The 15392-nt window shown below is 38.5% G+C and carries 13 protein-coding genes; 9 read left to right on the top strand and 4 right to left on the bottom strand.

All coding sequences use genetic code 11. The features are described 5' to 3' along the window. Positions 1-102: 102 nt before the first annotated feature. Positions 103-816 carry a GntR family transcriptional regulator gene (locus CBF33_RS06685; RefSeq protein ID WP_126762712.1) on the bottom strand — a complete coding sequence of 238 codons (714 nt, stop codon included), beginning with the start codon at positions 814-816 and terminating at the stop codon, positions 103-105. A 135-nt stretch (positions 817-951) separates the two neighbouring features. Between CBF33_RS06685 and CBF33_RS06680 the strand changes: the two genes are divergently transcribed. Further along, complete coding sequence (locus CBF33_RS06680) at positions 952-2343, top strand: glycoside hydrolase family 1 protein (RefSeq protein ID WP_126762710.1); 1392 nt, start codon at positions 952-954, stop codon at positions 2341-2343. Between the two features lie 134 nt (positions 2344-2477). Beyond that, positions 2478-3782 (top strand): murein hydrolase activator EnvC family protein, encoded by a 1305-nt coding sequence (locus tag CBF33_RS06675; RefSeq protein ID WP_126762708.1) that lies wholly within the window; start codon positions 2478-2480, stop codon positions 3780-3782. Between the two features lie 47 nt (positions 3783-3829). Here the strand turns inward: CBF33_RS06675 and CBF33_RS06670 are convergent, their stop codons facing one another. Further along, complete coding sequence (locus tag CBF33_RS06670) at positions 3830-5209, bottom strand: polysaccharide deacetylase family protein (protein ID WP_126762705.1); 1380 nt, start codon at positions 5207-5209, stop codon at positions 3830-3832. Between the two features lie 171 nt (positions 5210-5380). On the opposite strand from CBF33_RS06670, the gene rpsN reads away from it, so the two are divergent. Beyond that, positions 5381-5650 carry a 30S ribosomal protein S14 gene (gene rpsN / locus CBF33_RS06665; protein WP_126762703.1) on the top strand — a complete coding sequence of 90 codons (270 nt, stop codon included), beginning with the start codon at positions 5381-5383 and terminating at the stop codon, positions 5648-5650. 14 nt (positions 5651-5664) lie between these two features. Beyond that, positions 5665-5796 carry a putative metal homeostasis protein gene (locus CBF33_RS09565; protein ID WP_170167764.1) on the top strand — a complete coding sequence of 44 codons (132 nt, stop codon included), beginning with the start codon at positions 5665-5667 and terminating at the stop codon, positions 5794-5796. Between the two features lie 42 nt (positions 5797-5838). Here CBF33_RS09565 and CBF33_RS06660 read toward each other — a convergent pair whose 3' ends face one another. Then, positions 5839-6885, bottom strand: coding sequence for an MATE family efflux transporter (locus CBF33_RS06660; protein ID WP_126762701.1), 1047 nt, complete (start codon positions 6883-6885; stop codon positions 5839-5841). A 347-nt stretch (positions 6886-7232) separates the two neighbouring features. Here CBF33_RS06660 and CBF33_RS06655 point away from each other — a divergent pair, with 347 nt between their 5' ends. From CBF33_RS06655 to CBF33_RS06640, 5 genes are all read left to right on the top strand, one after another. Then, on the top strand, positions 7233-9023 hold the full coding sequence (locus CBF33_RS06655; protein ID WP_126762698.1) for a sigma-54-dependent Fis family transcriptional regulator: 1791 nt from the start codon (positions 7233-7235) through the stop codon (positions 9021-9023). Between the two features lie 163 nt (positions 9024-9186). Beyond that, positions 9187-10524 carry a dihydrolipoyl dehydrogenase gene (gene lpdA, locus CBF33_RS09595; protein WP_211329531.1) on the top strand — a complete coding sequence of 446 codons (1338 nt, stop codon included), beginning with the start codon at positions 9187-9189 and terminating at the stop codon, positions 10522-10524. Between the two features lie 12 nt (positions 10525-10536). After that, positions 10537-11502, top strand: a complete 966-nt coding sequence (locus CBF33_RS09590; protein WP_023606556.1) for a thiamine pyrophosphate-dependent dehydrogenase E1 component subunit alpha — start codon at positions 10537-10539, stop codon at positions 11500-11502. 30 nt (positions 11503-11532) lie between these two features. Continuing rightward, entirely contained in the window at positions 11533-12555 is a 1023-nt protein-coding gene (locus CBF33_RS06645; protein WP_126762696.1) for an alpha-ketoacid dehydrogenase subunit beta, read from the top strand. A gap of 16 nt (positions 12556-12571) precedes the next feature. Further along, the gene (locus tag CBF33_RS06640; protein WP_126762694.1) at positions 12572-13777 is read left to right on the top strand and encodes a dihydrolipoamide acetyltransferase family protein; all 1206 of its coding nucleotides are present in this window, start codon (positions 12572-12574) and stop codon (positions 13775-13777) included. Between the two features lie 52 nt (positions 13778-13829). On the opposite strand, the gene guaA is transcribed toward CBF33_RS06640, so the two are convergent. Next, entirely contained in the window at positions 13830-15389 is a 1560-nt protein-coding gene (gene guaA, locus CBF33_RS06635; protein ID WP_126762692.1) for a glutamine-hydrolyzing GMP synthase, read from the bottom strand. Positions 15390-15392 lie beyond the last annotated feature (3 nt).

The raw sequence follows: 15392 nt of genomic DNA, 5'->3' as shown, positions 1-15392 counted from the left end.
AAGAAAATTAAAAAAGGGCTGATGAATCATTTATTTGATTCATCAGTCCTTTAAATTATAGAGCCTAAATTATACCTTCTCTTTTTTAGAGACCAACTGTTTTTATTGTAAGTCTAAGACAGAATAGCCACGCACATCAAAGCGATTGCGGCTGCGAGAATACTCGAGTAATTGTCCGTTTTTCAAGTAGACAACTTGTTCCACTTCTAAAATAGGGTCGGTTACCTCGCAATTTAGATAGCTTTGATCAAACGAGTCACTTTTATCTGCTTGAATCATGCGGTAGGCACCTGCAAATTTTAAGTCTAACTCGTTTTTCAGATAGTCATAAATAGATTGTTTTAAAATGTCTTCTGTTAAATGTGGCACTAAGTGAACGGGCATATAAATATGTTCTAAGATGTAGGGTTGATTATCTACACGACGTAAGCGAATGATGTGATAAACGGCTTGAGTGGATGTGATGTGTAGTTTTTCTTGAATGTGTTGATTAGGAAATGTGACATCAAATAAAATAATATCACTATCGACCGAACGTTCTTCTTTTTCCATAAGCGCCGTTAACCCGTAATACTCTGTAGCAGGTGATGCTTCTTTTTGAGAAAATGGTCGATTTAAAACGACCGTTCCAGAACCACGCTGAGCGTAAACAAGGCCTTCCATCGTAAGAAGGTCTATCGCTTTTTTAATCGTTTCTCTACTTGCAGAAAATTCTTCCGCTAATAAACTTTGTTTCGGTAATTGTGAGTGAACAGGATACTCATTCTTTTTGATTCGTTCGCGGATAATATCAGCGATTTGTTCGTACTTTGTCAATGAAATCACCTCTTCCAAAGTATAGCTAAAAATAAAAGAATAGACAAGTTGATAAAAAGACTAGTCTTTTATTATTGAAAGATTGCTCTTTTTATAAATGTGGTTTATGATAATCGTATAGAAAGGATGATGAACATGACAACGTATCAATTTCCGAAAGATTTTTGGTGGGGGTCTGCGGCAAGTGGTCCTCAAACTGAAGGTCGACATGAAGGTGACGGCAAAGGAGATAGTATTTGGGATTATTGGTATCAACAAGAACCAGAAAAATTTTTCAACCAAGTCGGACCAGAAATAACTTCCAATGTTTTATCCTATTACAAAGAAGATATCCAATTAATGAAACAAACTGGACATAATACATTTCGCACATCGATACAGTGGAGCAGACTTTTCCCAGAAGGAACTGGCGAACCAAATCCAAAAGCAATAGCATTTTATCGTGATTATTTCAATGAGTTGCTTGCAAACGATATTGAACCATTTGTTAACTTATATCACTTTGACATGCCTATGGCTTTACAGGAAAAAGGCGGTTGGCTCAATAAAGAAACCGTAGAAGCCTATGCAAATTATGCAGAAACTTGCTTTAAATTATTTGGTGATAAGGTGACGAAATGGTTCACTCATAATGAACCAATTGTTCCTGTAGAGGGTGGCTATTTATATCAATTTCACTATCCAAATCACGTTAATATGAAAGAAGCCGTGCAAGTTGCTTATCATGAAGCGTTGGCAAGTGCCAAAGCCATTGAACGTTTTCGTCAGTTATCCTGTGAGGGGGAAATCGGGATTATTTTAAATCTAACCCCGAGCTATCCACGTAATCCAGAAGATCCAGAAGATGTGAAAGCAGCTTCTATTGCCGATGCTTTTTTCAATCGTTCTTTCTTAGAGCCTGCGATTAAAGGAGAATATCCACAAGATTTAATATCTATTATTAAAGAATTAGATATATTACCAGACTACACCGCAGATGAGCTGACTGTGATAAAAGAAAATACGATCGACCTATTAGGGATTAATTATTATCAGCCGAGACGTATAAAGAAAAAAGAATCTCCTGTGACGAATGATAAGACACCTATGCCGGATGATTTTTTTGATATGTACGACATGCCTGGTAAAAAAATGAATCCCTATCGTGGTTGGGAAATTTATGAAAAAGGTATTTATGATATATTAATTAACTTACGAGATCATTATGGAAACATCCCTTGTTACATTTCTGAAAACGGTATGGGAGTGGAAAACGAAGAACGTTTTATTAATGAAAAAGGCGAGATAGAAGATGATTACCGTATTGAATTTGTTAGTGAACATCTGCGATATGTTCATCAAGCAATACAAGAAGGAAGTGCGTGCAAAGGCTATCACATGTGGACGTGCATGGATAACTGGTCTTGGATGAATGCGTATAAAAATCGTTACGGTTTTATTTCAGTTGATTTAGAAAATAACGGTCAACGCACGATTAAAAAGTCTGGATATTGGTTTAATGAAGTTTCTAAAAATAATGGTTTTTAACGGACATATAAAACAAGATGTTACAAAGTGTTAAAAATAACAAAAAAATGTAATCTGAATGTAACTTGGTGAAGTAGTGGACGTGATATAGTAGTTAGTGTCGAATAAAAGGAAAAGAAGAGGTATAGCTAACTATGAAGAAATATATCGCGTTATTTACTGCAGTGTCAATTACAGCATTAACTCCTTTAACAGTAGCGGCAGATAACATTGATACTAAAATTAATGAATCAACTAATAAAATAACAGAATTAAAAAATCAAAAATCAGCAGCTGAACGTGAATTACAGCAACTAGACAGTGAAATCAGTCATTTAGAAAATGAAATCTCACAAGTACTAGCTGAAAAAGTAAAATTAGAAAAAGAAATCAACACATTGCGTGAAGAAATTGCTCAGTTGGAAGCAGCAATTGAAAAAAGAACGGAACGTATTAAAGATCAAGCACGTTCTGCACAGGTTAGCGATGTCGGATCAAGTCTGATTAACGCTGTTTTTGAAGCAGATAATATTTCAGATGCGGTGACAGCATCACTTGCTTATATGAAAGTCTTAAACGTTAACAAAGAAATCGTCGAAGACCAAAAACGTGACCAAGAAGCTTTGGAACAAAAAGAAGCAGAAATCGAAGAAAAGATTGAAACGGTTAATCAAAAGCAAGCTGAGCTAAATCGTAAACAAGAGTCTTTAACTGAAAAACGTTATGACCAAGCTATTTTAGCAAAAGAAGTAGCAGCGAGCTTAACTAATGAAGAGTCTAAAAAAGCGGCGTTGTTAAAAGAAAAAGAAGAAGCCGAAGCGCGTAAACGCGAAGCTGAGCGTCTTGAAAGAGAACGACAAGCAAAAGAAGCACAAGCGCGAGCAGAAGCAGAAAAACAAGCGGCTGCATTAGCTGCACAACAAGCACAGGCACAAAAACAAACAAGTGTTGCACCAGAGACAACACCAGTGTCAAATAACACTGTAGTAGAATCAGCACCTCAATCAAAACCAGCGGCGCCAGAATCTACACCAGCTCCAAGCCCAGCACCGTCTACGGGTAATGGTTATCAATCACCGTTATCAAGCTTAGTCGTTACAAGCCCATTTGGACCACGAGTTGATCCAACGGGAACAGCTGGAACGTATCATGATGGTATCGATTTTGCTGGAAGTATGAATCAAAGCGTTTTTGCTGCACGTGGAGGTTCAGTTGTAATGACTGGATTTGATGGTAGCGCAGGAAACTATGTCATTATTAAACATGATAATGGTATGTATACTTATTACCTACATTTAAATCAAATCATGGCGTCATCAGGACAATCTGTTTCAGCTGGAACAGTGATTGGGCTGATGGGAACAACAGGGAACTCGACTGGCGTTCACTTGCACTTTGGAATGGCGTCTACACCGTATTGGTCAGGATTTGTGAATCCAGCACCTTATTTAGGATTATAATAAAAAGCTCGTTACGTATCGAAACGTAACGAGCTTTTTTTATTTTATTATGAAGGAGATAGCTCACGTTGATCCATAGAAGAATAATAAACCGTAAGCGGTTCGGACTGATTGACTAGCTCCGAGACAGTTTTAAATTGATATCCTTGTTTTTTTAACTCAGTAATAATATCAGGTAAAGCTTCCGCGCTTTGTTCATGAATATCATGCATTAAAATAATCCCTTGATTGTGTGTTGAAGTTTTAACGTCTTCGATAATCTTTTTCTTATCTTTAGCTTTCCAGTCAAGTGAGTCAACTGACCAATTCATAATTGGTTTTCCAATAGCGACCGCCGTTTCATAATTAACACTACCGTATGGTGGACGCACGTATTTTGGTAAGACACCAGACGCTTCATAAATCGCAACTTGGGTATTAATGATCTGTTCGCGTACTTGTTCAGCTGGTAAAGTGGTCAAGTCAGGATGATTATAAGAATGATTAGCTAGTTCATGTCCTTCGTCAGCAATTTTCTTTACGACATTTGGATATCTTTCTGCTTGAGTTCCTAGCATAAAGAAGGTAGCTGGAACATTTTCATTTTTTAATGTATTCAGAATTTTTAATGTGGTTGAATCGTTCGGGCCGTCGTCGAAAGTAAGAGCGACAGATTTAGTGTCTAAAACAGGGACATCGACCTCAGTAGCAGGCTTAATATAGGCACTGTCAACGTATTCTGGATTTAATAAATCACCAACGTCTTGATAATCCACTTGATACTGACTTAAGCCTAACTCGTTTTTAGGAAAATTAATGACGACATGATTTTTATCGTATGTAAAGTTAGTCTCTTCCGTAGATAATAATGGCAATGAAAGGATAGGTTTAACTGATTGTTCTTTTTTATGATGCAACAAATCGCTTTGTATAAGTTCATTTACTTTAATCAAATTTTTCTGATTTTGGAAGAGATGTCCTAACGTTAAGGGACTATGCGACCGACTCTCTAAAATATGAGAGGAAACAGCTTCGTTCTGTTTTTCTTCCCACTGTTCTTGATGCTTATTCCAAGTGAATAATTGATGTTTAAATGTTGCCTTTTCTACATTATCTTGCAGCGGTTCTTGCTCGACTGAAAGTACGTGTTTAACATCGTCTTTAGTCGTTGACTTTAATTCTCCAGATACCTTAGCCATCGTATCCTCGTAGAAAGAAATCGGTTCTTTTTCCGATGTATGAGGAATAAATTGAATAATTTCACCATGTTTCATTTTTTCGGATACGAAAGTTTGATTTGGATGTTTTTCTATAAGATTGTTTACTAACGTTTCTTCTTGCTCTTTATAATGGAGACGCGCTTTTTTCTCTTGGTTCTTAACGAAGAAACGTCCATAAGCACCTAATAATGTCATAATAAGAATTAGAGAAATGATTTTTTTCTTCATAGTAAGTATCAGAATCCTTTTCTATCATATTTGTCAATATTGTAACGTATTTGTAACATAACTGCAACAAAAAGAGGTGGAATTTTTATAAATTAAAGACTTGCTTAATCGTCTTTTTTTTGATAATATTTAAAACGTAACCGTTACGCTTTATAAAAAGAAAGGATTATTATGGCAAAAAAATCGAAAATAGCAAAATATCAACGTCAAGAACAACTGATTGCATCCTATGCTGAGAAACGCAAAGCGTTAAAAGCAGCAGGAGATTATGAAGGATTAAGAAAACTTCCAAGAGATTCTAATCCGAATCGTTTGAGAAAAAGAGATAAGATTGATGGTCGCCCTAGAGGATATATGGGCAAGTTTGGCCTATCACGCATTCGTTTTAGAGAAGAGGCGTTGAAAGGTCATATACCGGGTATAAAAAAAGCAAGCTGGTAGAAAGGATTAACAATATGGAGAAGCAAGATATTTCAAGTGCTTATCGTCGTTTAAAGAGTCCTAATATCAAGACGAGAAAGCGAGCACTTAAGATTATAAAAGCACATAAAGCTAAACGGAATAAGGTGAATCGTTCAGCTTCGTAAAAAAAGCCCTCAATTTTGAGGGCTTTTTTAAACGTTATCTGTTTACATTTCATTTTCGTAGCGTGAATCTTTAACAAAGTTAGCACCTAGTAAACCGCCGTATGAAGCAATAACTAAGCTAATAACCATGGCGATAAAGCCCCAAATAGAAGCTTTTGCTGTGGCATTGGTTGCATCATCAGCTGTTTCACGAGCGTCTTTAATAGTTTTATCTAAATCTTGTTTAGCTTGTTTAATGTTTTCACCAGCATTTTTAAGTTGAGTTTGTGTTTCATCTACCGCTTTGTTTAAGCCATCCGTAATATTTTTGGTAGCTTGTTCAGCTTCGGCTTGGGATAAGTCTGTATTAGCCGCAACTTCATTAGCAATAGCTTGTTCATCAATCGCATCACCAATTGTTTGAGCACGGTCTTCTAACTTGCTAGATAAATCATCAATGATTTTGTCTGAGTTTTCTGGGTGAAGTGCTAGTTCTTTTCCGGCTGCTGTAACATCATCTGTGGCAGCTGAAAGCTCATTTTTCAAATAATCAGGTTGTAACTCAGGTATTTGCGTGTCTTTTAAAACATCGTTAACGTTTTGTTCTAATTCCTTAGTATCAACGTCTCCCATTCCATCTGTTATTTTATCAAATGATTTTGATATCGCATCTGCTGAGCCAGAAGCGACAGTTTCAACACCGCTACCAATAGCTGAAGTAACATTTCCTAACATAGATCCGACAGCTGAGAAAGCCCCCACTGTTAAATAAGAAAATAATAATATCATTACGATAACACTAGATCCCCATGTTAAAAAGCCATGAACTAAGCCAACACGTCTTGCGGTTACACCTGAAATAAAGCCAGCACCTAGAAAAGATAAGGCAAGCGTAATAATTGTCCAAATCATTAAACCGGTACCTACGCCATCTAATGGATTATTAGAGGTTGGATCGGCTACTCCAAAACCAATAGCAGAACCTATAAGTGAAAGAGTAAAGAACAATGCGATGAAGGTCACCACACCTGCAATCACGGAACCCCAAGACAAGTTGTAACCAGCTTCTCGTTCGTCAGCACCTAAATAACTTCTAAAATTTTGTCTCATTTGTTTTCCTCCTTGTGTTCTTTTTGTCTTACAATTTAACTGTAACAATTGTTATTTTATTATGCAAATCATACGTTTTGTGTAAAGTTTATCAATATAACGTATCTTTAATGAATGACAGAAGGGTTTTTTGTGTCTCAATAGTAGCATCACTGTTGTAAAAGGTATGTCGAGGGGGAATAGGAGCTGATCAGTATCAGTGCAAAAACATTATGTGAAGAAAAAAACTTGTGAAAATAACAATGAGTAATCTCTCATAAAAACATTATTGTTTATGTAAGCGTATTCCTTAAATTGTGAAAAAGTGTTATACTAAAGAAAATAACCCCTTTAGGAAGGTGCTTGAAATGTTGACTACAAAAGACATGTGGCAGTCATTTATCCTCTCAAATGAGTCCACGCAACTGAACTTACCTGAACATATTGTCGAATCGTGGCGCTATTGTACAACGAACAAAGTAAACCCTTATCAAGATAAAGGAATTCAACGTGTTAGTTTAGAAAGACTTAAAGAAACGAAAAGTGAATTGCAACGTGTCATTCGGTTGGTAGAAAGTGAAATCGCACGTCTCCAACATTTTTTTGATGTAAAAAAGCCCTTATTTATTTTAACGGATAAAAATGGCGTCGTGATTTGGCGCGAAGGACATACCGAAACTCGTCACTCAGCCAATGATATTCATTTTTTAGAGGGAAATATTTGGACGGAAAAAGCAGTAGGGACTAATGCGATAGGTATTGCTTTGCGAACATTACAAGGTGTGACTGTCGAGCGTTTTGAGCATTTTTCAAAAGCCTCACACCCTTTTACCTGTACGTCTACGCCTATTTTAAACGATGAAGGAAATGTTATTGCATGTCTAAATATCTCTACCAATGAACAGTTACAGGAGACCACTTACACGTTAATGGCATTACAAATGATTGCCCAAAACGTACAAGACCAGCTAACAATCGATTACTATACTGAACAGAAACACTATTTAATGCAGTTGTTATCAGAGCCGTTTGAGCAAGGGGTACTTTGTAATAAACACGGTCAAGTAATAGCGGTATCTAAGGAGTTCAGTGTGGATGAAAAACACTGGCAAGGAAAGGATATTTCTCGATTTATGACCAAACATCCAGAAACATATCAGAAAATGGACGTTAGAGAGGGGCGAGAAGTGGTAGGGTATTTTTATCACTATCGCTCTTCAGGAATTACGACATCATATGTTTCATTTGGGATTGAATCGAAAAATAGTGCCTATCAGACATTTTTAAAGCAGTTATTGAGGGCAGCGGACTCTGATTTGCCGATACACATATATGGTGAGACGGGAACAGGGAAAGAAGTTTCTGCTAAGACGATTCATTACAATAGTCGCCGAAAAGATGAAAAGATGTTAGCCATTAATTGTGGGGCTTTAAGTGAGAACTTATTAGAGAGTGAGCTGTTCGGATATGCGCCCGGCTCATTTACTGGTGCGCAAGCAAAAGGTCATCAAGGAAAATTTGAACAAGTAAAGGGTGGAACGCTGTTTTTAGATGAGATTGATAGTATGTCACCACGCATGCAAGTTTCTTTGTTACGTGTATTAGAAGAAAAAAGAATCATGCCAATAGGTGGGACAGAAGAAGTGTCTGTCGATTTTCGATTAGTAACGGCTAGTAACCGTGATTTAAAAGAACAAGTAATAGCTGGAAAATTTCGTGAAGACTTATTTTATCGTCTATATGTTATTCCACTTTCTCTGCCACCACTCAGAGAACGACAAGAGGATATCAGTGTATTAACACATCATTATTGCGTTCAGCATCAATGGTATCCAAAGTGGATTGAGGGAGTATTGGACATTGCTAAAGAATATGAATGGACAGGGAATATTCGCGAATTTCACAATTTTTTAGATCGCTTATCTCTGTTTTATGAAACAACGCCACCAAATCGCCAACAAGTACATGAGTTGATTGCAATGGGAGCACTTGTACTTGAAAAACCTAAAAACCATTCAGAAAGTGAACCAGCTCAGATAGAACGCGCGCTAGAAAAGCATCACTATCACATGACACGGACAGCTGAAGCATTAAATATTGCTAGAAGTACACTTTATCGCAAAATAGATAAGTATCAAATTGAGATACCAAAAGACTAGGGAAACCTAGTCTTTTTTTGTTGCATGTTGTTGCAACAAACTGTTGCAATAATGTCGCACGCTAAAATGTGTGAAAAGATAAAACGTGTAAAAGTAAGCGTTTTCTTAATTGGCATGGTATTTGCATATAGTAAGGCAAGAACAGATTAAGGAAGGTGATGGAATGAAGCAGTATGATTTGATCGTGATAGGCGCAGGCCCTGGAGGCTATGTGGCAGCGATTGAAGCAAGTCAGTTAGGCAAAAGAGTAGCAGTGGTAGAGCGAAAAGCAATTGGTGGTACCTGTTTAAATGTAGGGTGTATTCCTTCTAAAGCTTACCTCAAACATGCGAGCTGGATGGAAGAAATCCAAACGGCACGACAGTTTGGCATCAACGCAAAAGAAATAGACGTTGATTTTTCAAAACTAGTTAAACGAAAAGACGATGTTGTAGTGCAACTTCAAACAGGGATTCACTCACTTTTTAAACAACATGGGATTGACTATTACGAAGGGGAGGCAGAAATTCCACAGACGAATCAAGTTCAAGTGGGAGAGCAAGTTTTACAGGCATCGTACATCTTATTAGCGACTGGAAGTCGTCCGTTTGTTCCGCCGATAAAAGGGTTAGATGAGACTTCTTATCTTACGACGGATACATTCTTTGAGTTAAAAAAACAGCCAGACAACCTTATCATTATCGGAGGAGGAGTGATAGGGGTGGAATTAGCTTTTGCTATGGCACCTCTGGGAACATCGGTCACGATAGTAGAAGTAGCAGATGATATTTTAATGACAGAAGACGATGAAGCGAGAACATTGATTAAAAAACGGTTGAAAGAATTATCTGTCTCGGTCATCACAAAAGCGACAATCAAAGAGGTTAAAGAAAAGGCCCTTTATTTATCAGATGCGTCCCTCAACTTTGATGAGTTATTAGTGGTGACAGGTCGCCAAGCGAATTTGGAATTAGTGCAGCAACTACACCTAGAAACGACGGAACGTGATAAATATGTGAAAGTCAATCACTATTATCAAACGTCAAATCCCTCAATCTATGCGGTTGGCGATATGGTAGATAGCTATATGCTAGCGCATGCAGCTAGCAAAGAAGGAATAAAAGCCGTCCGTCATATGTTTGGCAAAAAAGAACGACGTCTACTGCGTGAACAAATACCACGTTGTGTGTATACCCATCCTGAAATTGCAAGTTTTGGATTAAACAAACAAGAAGCAACCGAAGCTGGCTATGATGTGAAGGTCGGTAAAATACCGTATGCAGCCAATGGTCGGGCGATTGCCGGACAAGAAACGACGGGCTACATTAAAATTATTTCTGAACGACGTTACGATGAAATTTTAGGAGCCGTCATTGTTGGAGCGAATGCAACCGAACTTATCCACACGATCTTAGCTGTAAAAGAATCAGAAGGAACCTTAGCAGAAATTGAAAAGATGACATTTGCACATCCTACCTTGTCTGAGATGATGGGCGAATTAGGAAATCAAATGATCGAATAAGGAGGAACAACAATGGAAAAAATGACGAAACAAAAAGCAGAATGGATTTACAAAGCAATGCATGATATTCGTAACTTCGAAGATGAAGTGCATCGCATCTTTACTTCAGGTGAAATACCAGGATTTGTTCACTTGTATGCAGGTCAAGAAGCTGTCGCAACGGGAGTCTGTGCTCATTTAACAGATAGCGACTATATTACCAGTACACATAGAGGACACGGACACTGTATTGCTAAAGGCTGTGACTTAAATGGAATGATGGCCGAAATATTTGGAAAAGAGACAGGTCTTTGTAAAGGAAAAGGCGGCTCCATGCACATCGCAGATATTGATAAAGGCATGTTGGGAGCGAACGGCATGGTCGGTGGAGGATTTCCAATTGCTGTCGGTGCCGGCTTAAGAAATAAATACTTAAAGACGGATGATGTCGCTATTTGTTTCTTTGGGGATGGTGCTTCCAATGAGGGGACTTTCCATGAAGGGATTAACATGGCAGCGATTTGGGACTTGCCAGTCGTCTTTGTCTGTGAGAATAACTCATTTGCTGAAGCAACACCTATGACGTATTCATGTGGCTCAAAAACCATTGCTGAACGAAGTGTCGCTTATGGTATACCTGGCGTTCGTGTCAACGGTAAAGACTTAGTAGAAGTATATGAAGCAGCAGGCGAAGCAATCGCACGTGCGCGTCGAGGCGAAGGACCGACATTAATCGAATGTGTGACTTATCGTAATTACGGGCACTTTGAAGGAGATGAACAAAAATATAAAGCAAAAGAAGGCGATGAGAAAGAATTCGCTGATTTTGAAAATATTACTCACTTTAGAGAAGTAGCCATTAAAAATAAATGGCTAACAGAAAAGAAAGCGAAAGAAATTGAAGAGCAATCTCGTCAAGATACCGAAGCAGCTGTTCAGTTTGCTCGAGAAAGCTCTGTGCCAAAACCTGAAGCATTATTTGAAGATGTTTCGATTTAATACCTATTATAAAGATAAGGAGTGACCAAAATGAGTAGAAGAATAACCTTTATGCAAGCAGTTAATGAAGGCCTTGATATGGCAATGGAAAAAGACGAGCGTGTCATTTTATTAGGGGAAGATATTGCAGGTGGTACGACAATTGAACATTTAGAAGGAAGCGGTGCTTGGGGTGGTGTTTTCGGCGTCACGAAAGGACTGGTTGAAAAACACGGGTTTGATCGTGTCATCGATACCCCTATTTCAGAAATGGGGTACATGGGAGCGGCAGTAGGAGCGGCTGCAACAGGTTTACGTCCCGTTCCAGAGTTAATGTTTAACGATTTCTTAGGTTTCTGTTTTGATACGTTGTTATCTCAAGGATCTAAAATGCGTTATATGTTTGGAGGAAAAGCGACGATACCTATGACTGTGCGGACATGTCATGGAGCAGGAGCGTCAGCCGCTGCTCAACACTCAGGTTCTTATTACGGTATGTTTGGTTCTATTCCAGGATTAAAAGTAGTCGTTCCTTCAAATCCGTATGACGCGAAAGGTTTGTTACTTGCTGCCATAGAAGATGATAATATTGTCATTTTTTCAGAAGATAAGACACTTTACGGTATTAAAGATGAAGTGCCGGAAGATTACTACACGGTCGAGATTGGTAAGGCAAAAGTAAAACGAGAAGGAAACGACCTTACTATCGTCACAATTGGCAAGATGCTATATGTAGCATTAGAAGTTGCGGAAGAATTAGAAAAATCAGGCGTTTCAGTTGAAGTTATAGACTTAATCACAGTCGCACCTTGGGACCAAGAGACGGTTATCAACTCAGTGAAGAAAACAGGCCGCTTAATTGTCATTGACGAAGCTAATCCACATAATAATACGGCAACAGACATTGCATCTGTCGTTGGAGATAAAGCATTTGACTATCTAGATGGACCGATTAAATGTGTGTGCGCACCTAACACACCTGTTCCATTTGCTGCAAACTTAGAAGCACTGTATTTACCAAGTAAAGAACGTGTATTAGAAGAAGCCAACGAACTAATAGAAGACTTAAAATAAAAGGTAGGTGATAGATATGGCAGAAGCAATTTTAATGCCGACATTAGGATTAACAATGACCGAAGGAACGGTTGATAAATGGTATAAAGCGGTTGGCGATTCAGTGGAAAAAGGAGAAGCGTTAGTTTCAATTAGCTCAGAAAAATTGACGCATGATGTGGAAGCGTCTGAAGATGGGTATTTGATTGCCATTACAGTAGAAGAAGGTGGCGAAGTACCGTGTCAGGCGGTAATTGGTTATATTGGTGAAAAAGGGGAGTTCGTTCCTACAGGGGAAGAAGAACAGACAGTAGAACAGCCAGAACCTGAAACACCAAAAACGGTATCAGAAACAGAGAACAACAATCCACCATCAACTCGTCAAACAGGAGAGCGTCTCTTTGTTACACCATTAGCTAGAAGAATTGCCGAAGAAAAAGGTTATGAGTTGTCAGAAATCGTTGGAACAGGTGGTAATGGTCGTATTACACGCCGCGACGTTGAACGACATCAACCAACCGTGAAAGCCGCCACCAGTGCTCCTGTTACTGAAGTGGGAGAAGGATTACAAGGTATGCGTAAAGTTATTGCTAAACGCATGCATCATAGTTTACAACAAAGTGCACAATTAACATTGCACCGTAAAGCGAATATTTCGTCACTCTTAGCTTTTAGAAAAGAGATGAAAGTAAAAACGGGTGAACAAGTCAAACGCAGTACATTTAGCCTTAATACTCTACTAATTAAAGCGATTAGCTTAGCTTTACAAGACTATCCTGAGATGAATGCTTGGTATGATCAAACCACACATACACTACATGACGCGATACATGTAGGTGTAGCGGTAGCAGTGGAAGATGGCTTAGTAGTGCCTGTCATTCAAAACGTTCAACAACAATCACTTTCACAATTGGGAGAATCCTTTACAACAGTGACCTCACAAGCATTGGATGGAACGTTGCCAGGTGACTTATATAGTGGTTCTACCTTCACGATAACGAACTTGGGACAAGCAGGTATTGAGTATTTTACGCCTATTTTAAATACACCTGAAGTCGGAATCTTAGGTATTGGTGCAACCACTAGTCGCTTAGTTTTAACAGAACAAAAAGAAGTAGCAGAAATTCAAGAATTACCTTTAAGCTTGACGATTGACCATCAAGTCATTGACGGAGCGCCAGCCGCGGCATTCTTAGGAAAAGTTTGTGACTACTTAGAAAATCCTTATATGTTATTAGTATAGTGTGAGAATAAAGAAAAAGAGCGACCAAAATGGGTGCTCTTTTTTTGTTTATTTATTCCCACTCTACTGTTGCAGGTGGCTTGCTTGTAATATCATACACGATACGGTTAACGTGAGGGACTTCGTTAACAATACGAACTGAGATTTTTTGTAGTAAATCCCAATCGATACGAGCAAAGTCAGCAGTCATGCCGTCAATAGAAGTGATAGCACGTATACCAACAGTGTAGTCGTATGTACGACCGTCACCCATGACACCAACAGAACGAATACCTGGTAGGACGGTAAAGTATTGCCAAATATCACGGTCAAGACCTGCTTTAGCAATTTCTTCACGTAAAATGGCGTCACTTTCGCGCACAATTTCTAATTTTTCTTCCGTGATTTCCCCTAATACACGAATACCAAGACCTGGTCCTGGGAATGGTTGACGCCAAACGATGTGGTCAGGCATGCCTAGTTCAGTACCTAAAGCACGAACTTCATCTTTAAACAAAGTATTTAAAGGCTCGATTAGTTGAAACTCCATATCTTCAGGTAAACCACCAACATTGTGATGAGACTTAATCACTTCTGCCGTATCCGTTCCACTTTCAATAACATCAGTATAAAGAGTTCCTTGTGCTAAAAATTCGATACCATCTAGTTTAGCTGCTTCATCGTCAAAAACATAGATGAATTCGTTACCGATGATTTTACGTTTTTGTTCAGGATCAGAAACGCCAGCTAGTTTGTCTAAGAATCGTTTTTGAGCGTTAACGCGGATGATATTTAAACCAAATTTACCACTTAACATATCCATAACTTGGTCGCCTTCATCTTTACGTAACAAGCCGTGGTCGACAAAGATACACGTTAATTGGTCGCCGATTGCTTTTTGTAAAAGAACGCCAACAACACTTGAATCGACACCGCCAGAAAGGGCAAGGAGTACTTTTTTATCGCCGACTGTTTCACGAATTTTAGCAATTTCGATATCAATGAAGCTTTCCATTGACCAATCACCTTTACAGCCACAAACGTCAAAAGCAAAGTTTTTTAGTAAGTCATTACCATATTCAGAGTGACGAACTTCCGGGTGGAATTGAACGCCATAGAATTGACGAGCTGTATCAGCCATTGCTGCAATTGGGCAGTCGGTGCTTGTTGCGGTCACTTCAAAACCTTCAGGAACTTCTGTGACTAAGTCGCCATGACTCATCCAGACTTGCTGGTTTGTTGGTAACTCTGAGAATAAGCCATCTTTGTTTTCTTTGACATCAATAAAAGCTTGGCCGTACTCGCGTTTAGAAGCGGCTTCTACTTTTCCATTGAATTGAGCGGTCATTAGTTGCATACCGTAGCAAATGCCTAAAACAGGCACACCTAAGTCAAAAATAGCAGGGTCAACTTTAAAGGCATCTTCTGCGTAGACACTATTGGGACCACCTGAGAAGATAATCCCTTTAGGGTTCATCGCTTTGATTTCTGCGGCTGTTGTTTTGTGGCTAAGTAATTCTGAAAAAACACCAAACTCACGAATTCGTCGTGTAATGAGTTGGTTATATTGGCTTCCGAAATCTAAGACAATAATTTTTTCAAGAGATGCAATATCTTTTGTCACATTTTTCACCTT

Source organism: Vagococcus lutrae, assembly GCF_003987555.1.
Taxonomy (GTDB): Bacteria; Bacillota; Bacilli; order Lactobacillales; family Vagococcaceae; genus Vagococcus_A; species Vagococcus_A lutrae.
This window is presented reverse-complemented; position numbering and strand designations above follow the sequence as displayed.

Bases quoted from the DNA above. Each gene is read 5' to 3' on its own strand.
- CBF33_RS06680 (WP_126762710.1), top strand. From the start codon at position 952: ATGACAACGTATCAATTTCCGAAAGATTTTTGGTGGGGGTCTGCGGCA.
- CBF33_RS06675 (WP_126762708.1), top strand. From the start codon at position 2,478: ATGAAGAAATATATCGCGTTATTTACTGCAGTGTCAATTACAGCATTA.
- CBF33_RS06670 (WP_126762705.1), bottom strand. From the start codon at position 5,209: ATGAAGAAAAAAATCATTTCTCTAATTCTTATTATGACATTATTAGGT.
- rpsN (WP_126762703.1), top strand. From the start codon at position 5,381: ATGGCAAAAAAATCGAAAATAGCAAAATATCAACGTCAAGAACAACTG.
- CBF33_RS09565 (WP_170167764.1), top strand. From the start codon at position 5,665: ATGGAGAAGCAAGATATTTCAAGTGCTTATCGTCGTTTAAAGAGTCCT.
- CBF33_RS06660 (WP_126762701.1), bottom strand. From the start codon at position 6,885: ATGAGACAAAATTTTAGAAGTTATTTAGGTGCTGACGAACGAGAAGCT.
- CBF33_RS06655 (WP_126762698.1), top strand. From the start codon at position 7,233: ATGTTGACTACAAAAGACATGTGGCAGTCATTTATCCTCTCAAATGAG.
- lpdA (WP_211329531.1), top strand. From the start codon at position 9,187: ATGAAGCAGTATGATTTGATCGTGATAGGCGCAGGCCCTGGAGGCTAT.
- CBF33_RS09590 (WP_023606556.1), top strand. From the start codon at position 10,537: ATGGAAAAAATGACGAAACAAAAAGCAGAATGGATTTACAAAGCAATG.
- CBF33_RS06645 (WP_126762696.1), top strand. From the start codon at position 11,533: ATGAGTAGAAGAATAACCTTTATGCAAGCAGTTAATGAAGGCCTTGAT.
- CBF33_RS06640 (WP_126762694.1), top strand. From the start codon at position 12,572: ATGGCAGAAGCAATTTTAATGCCGACATTAGGATTAACAATGACCGAA.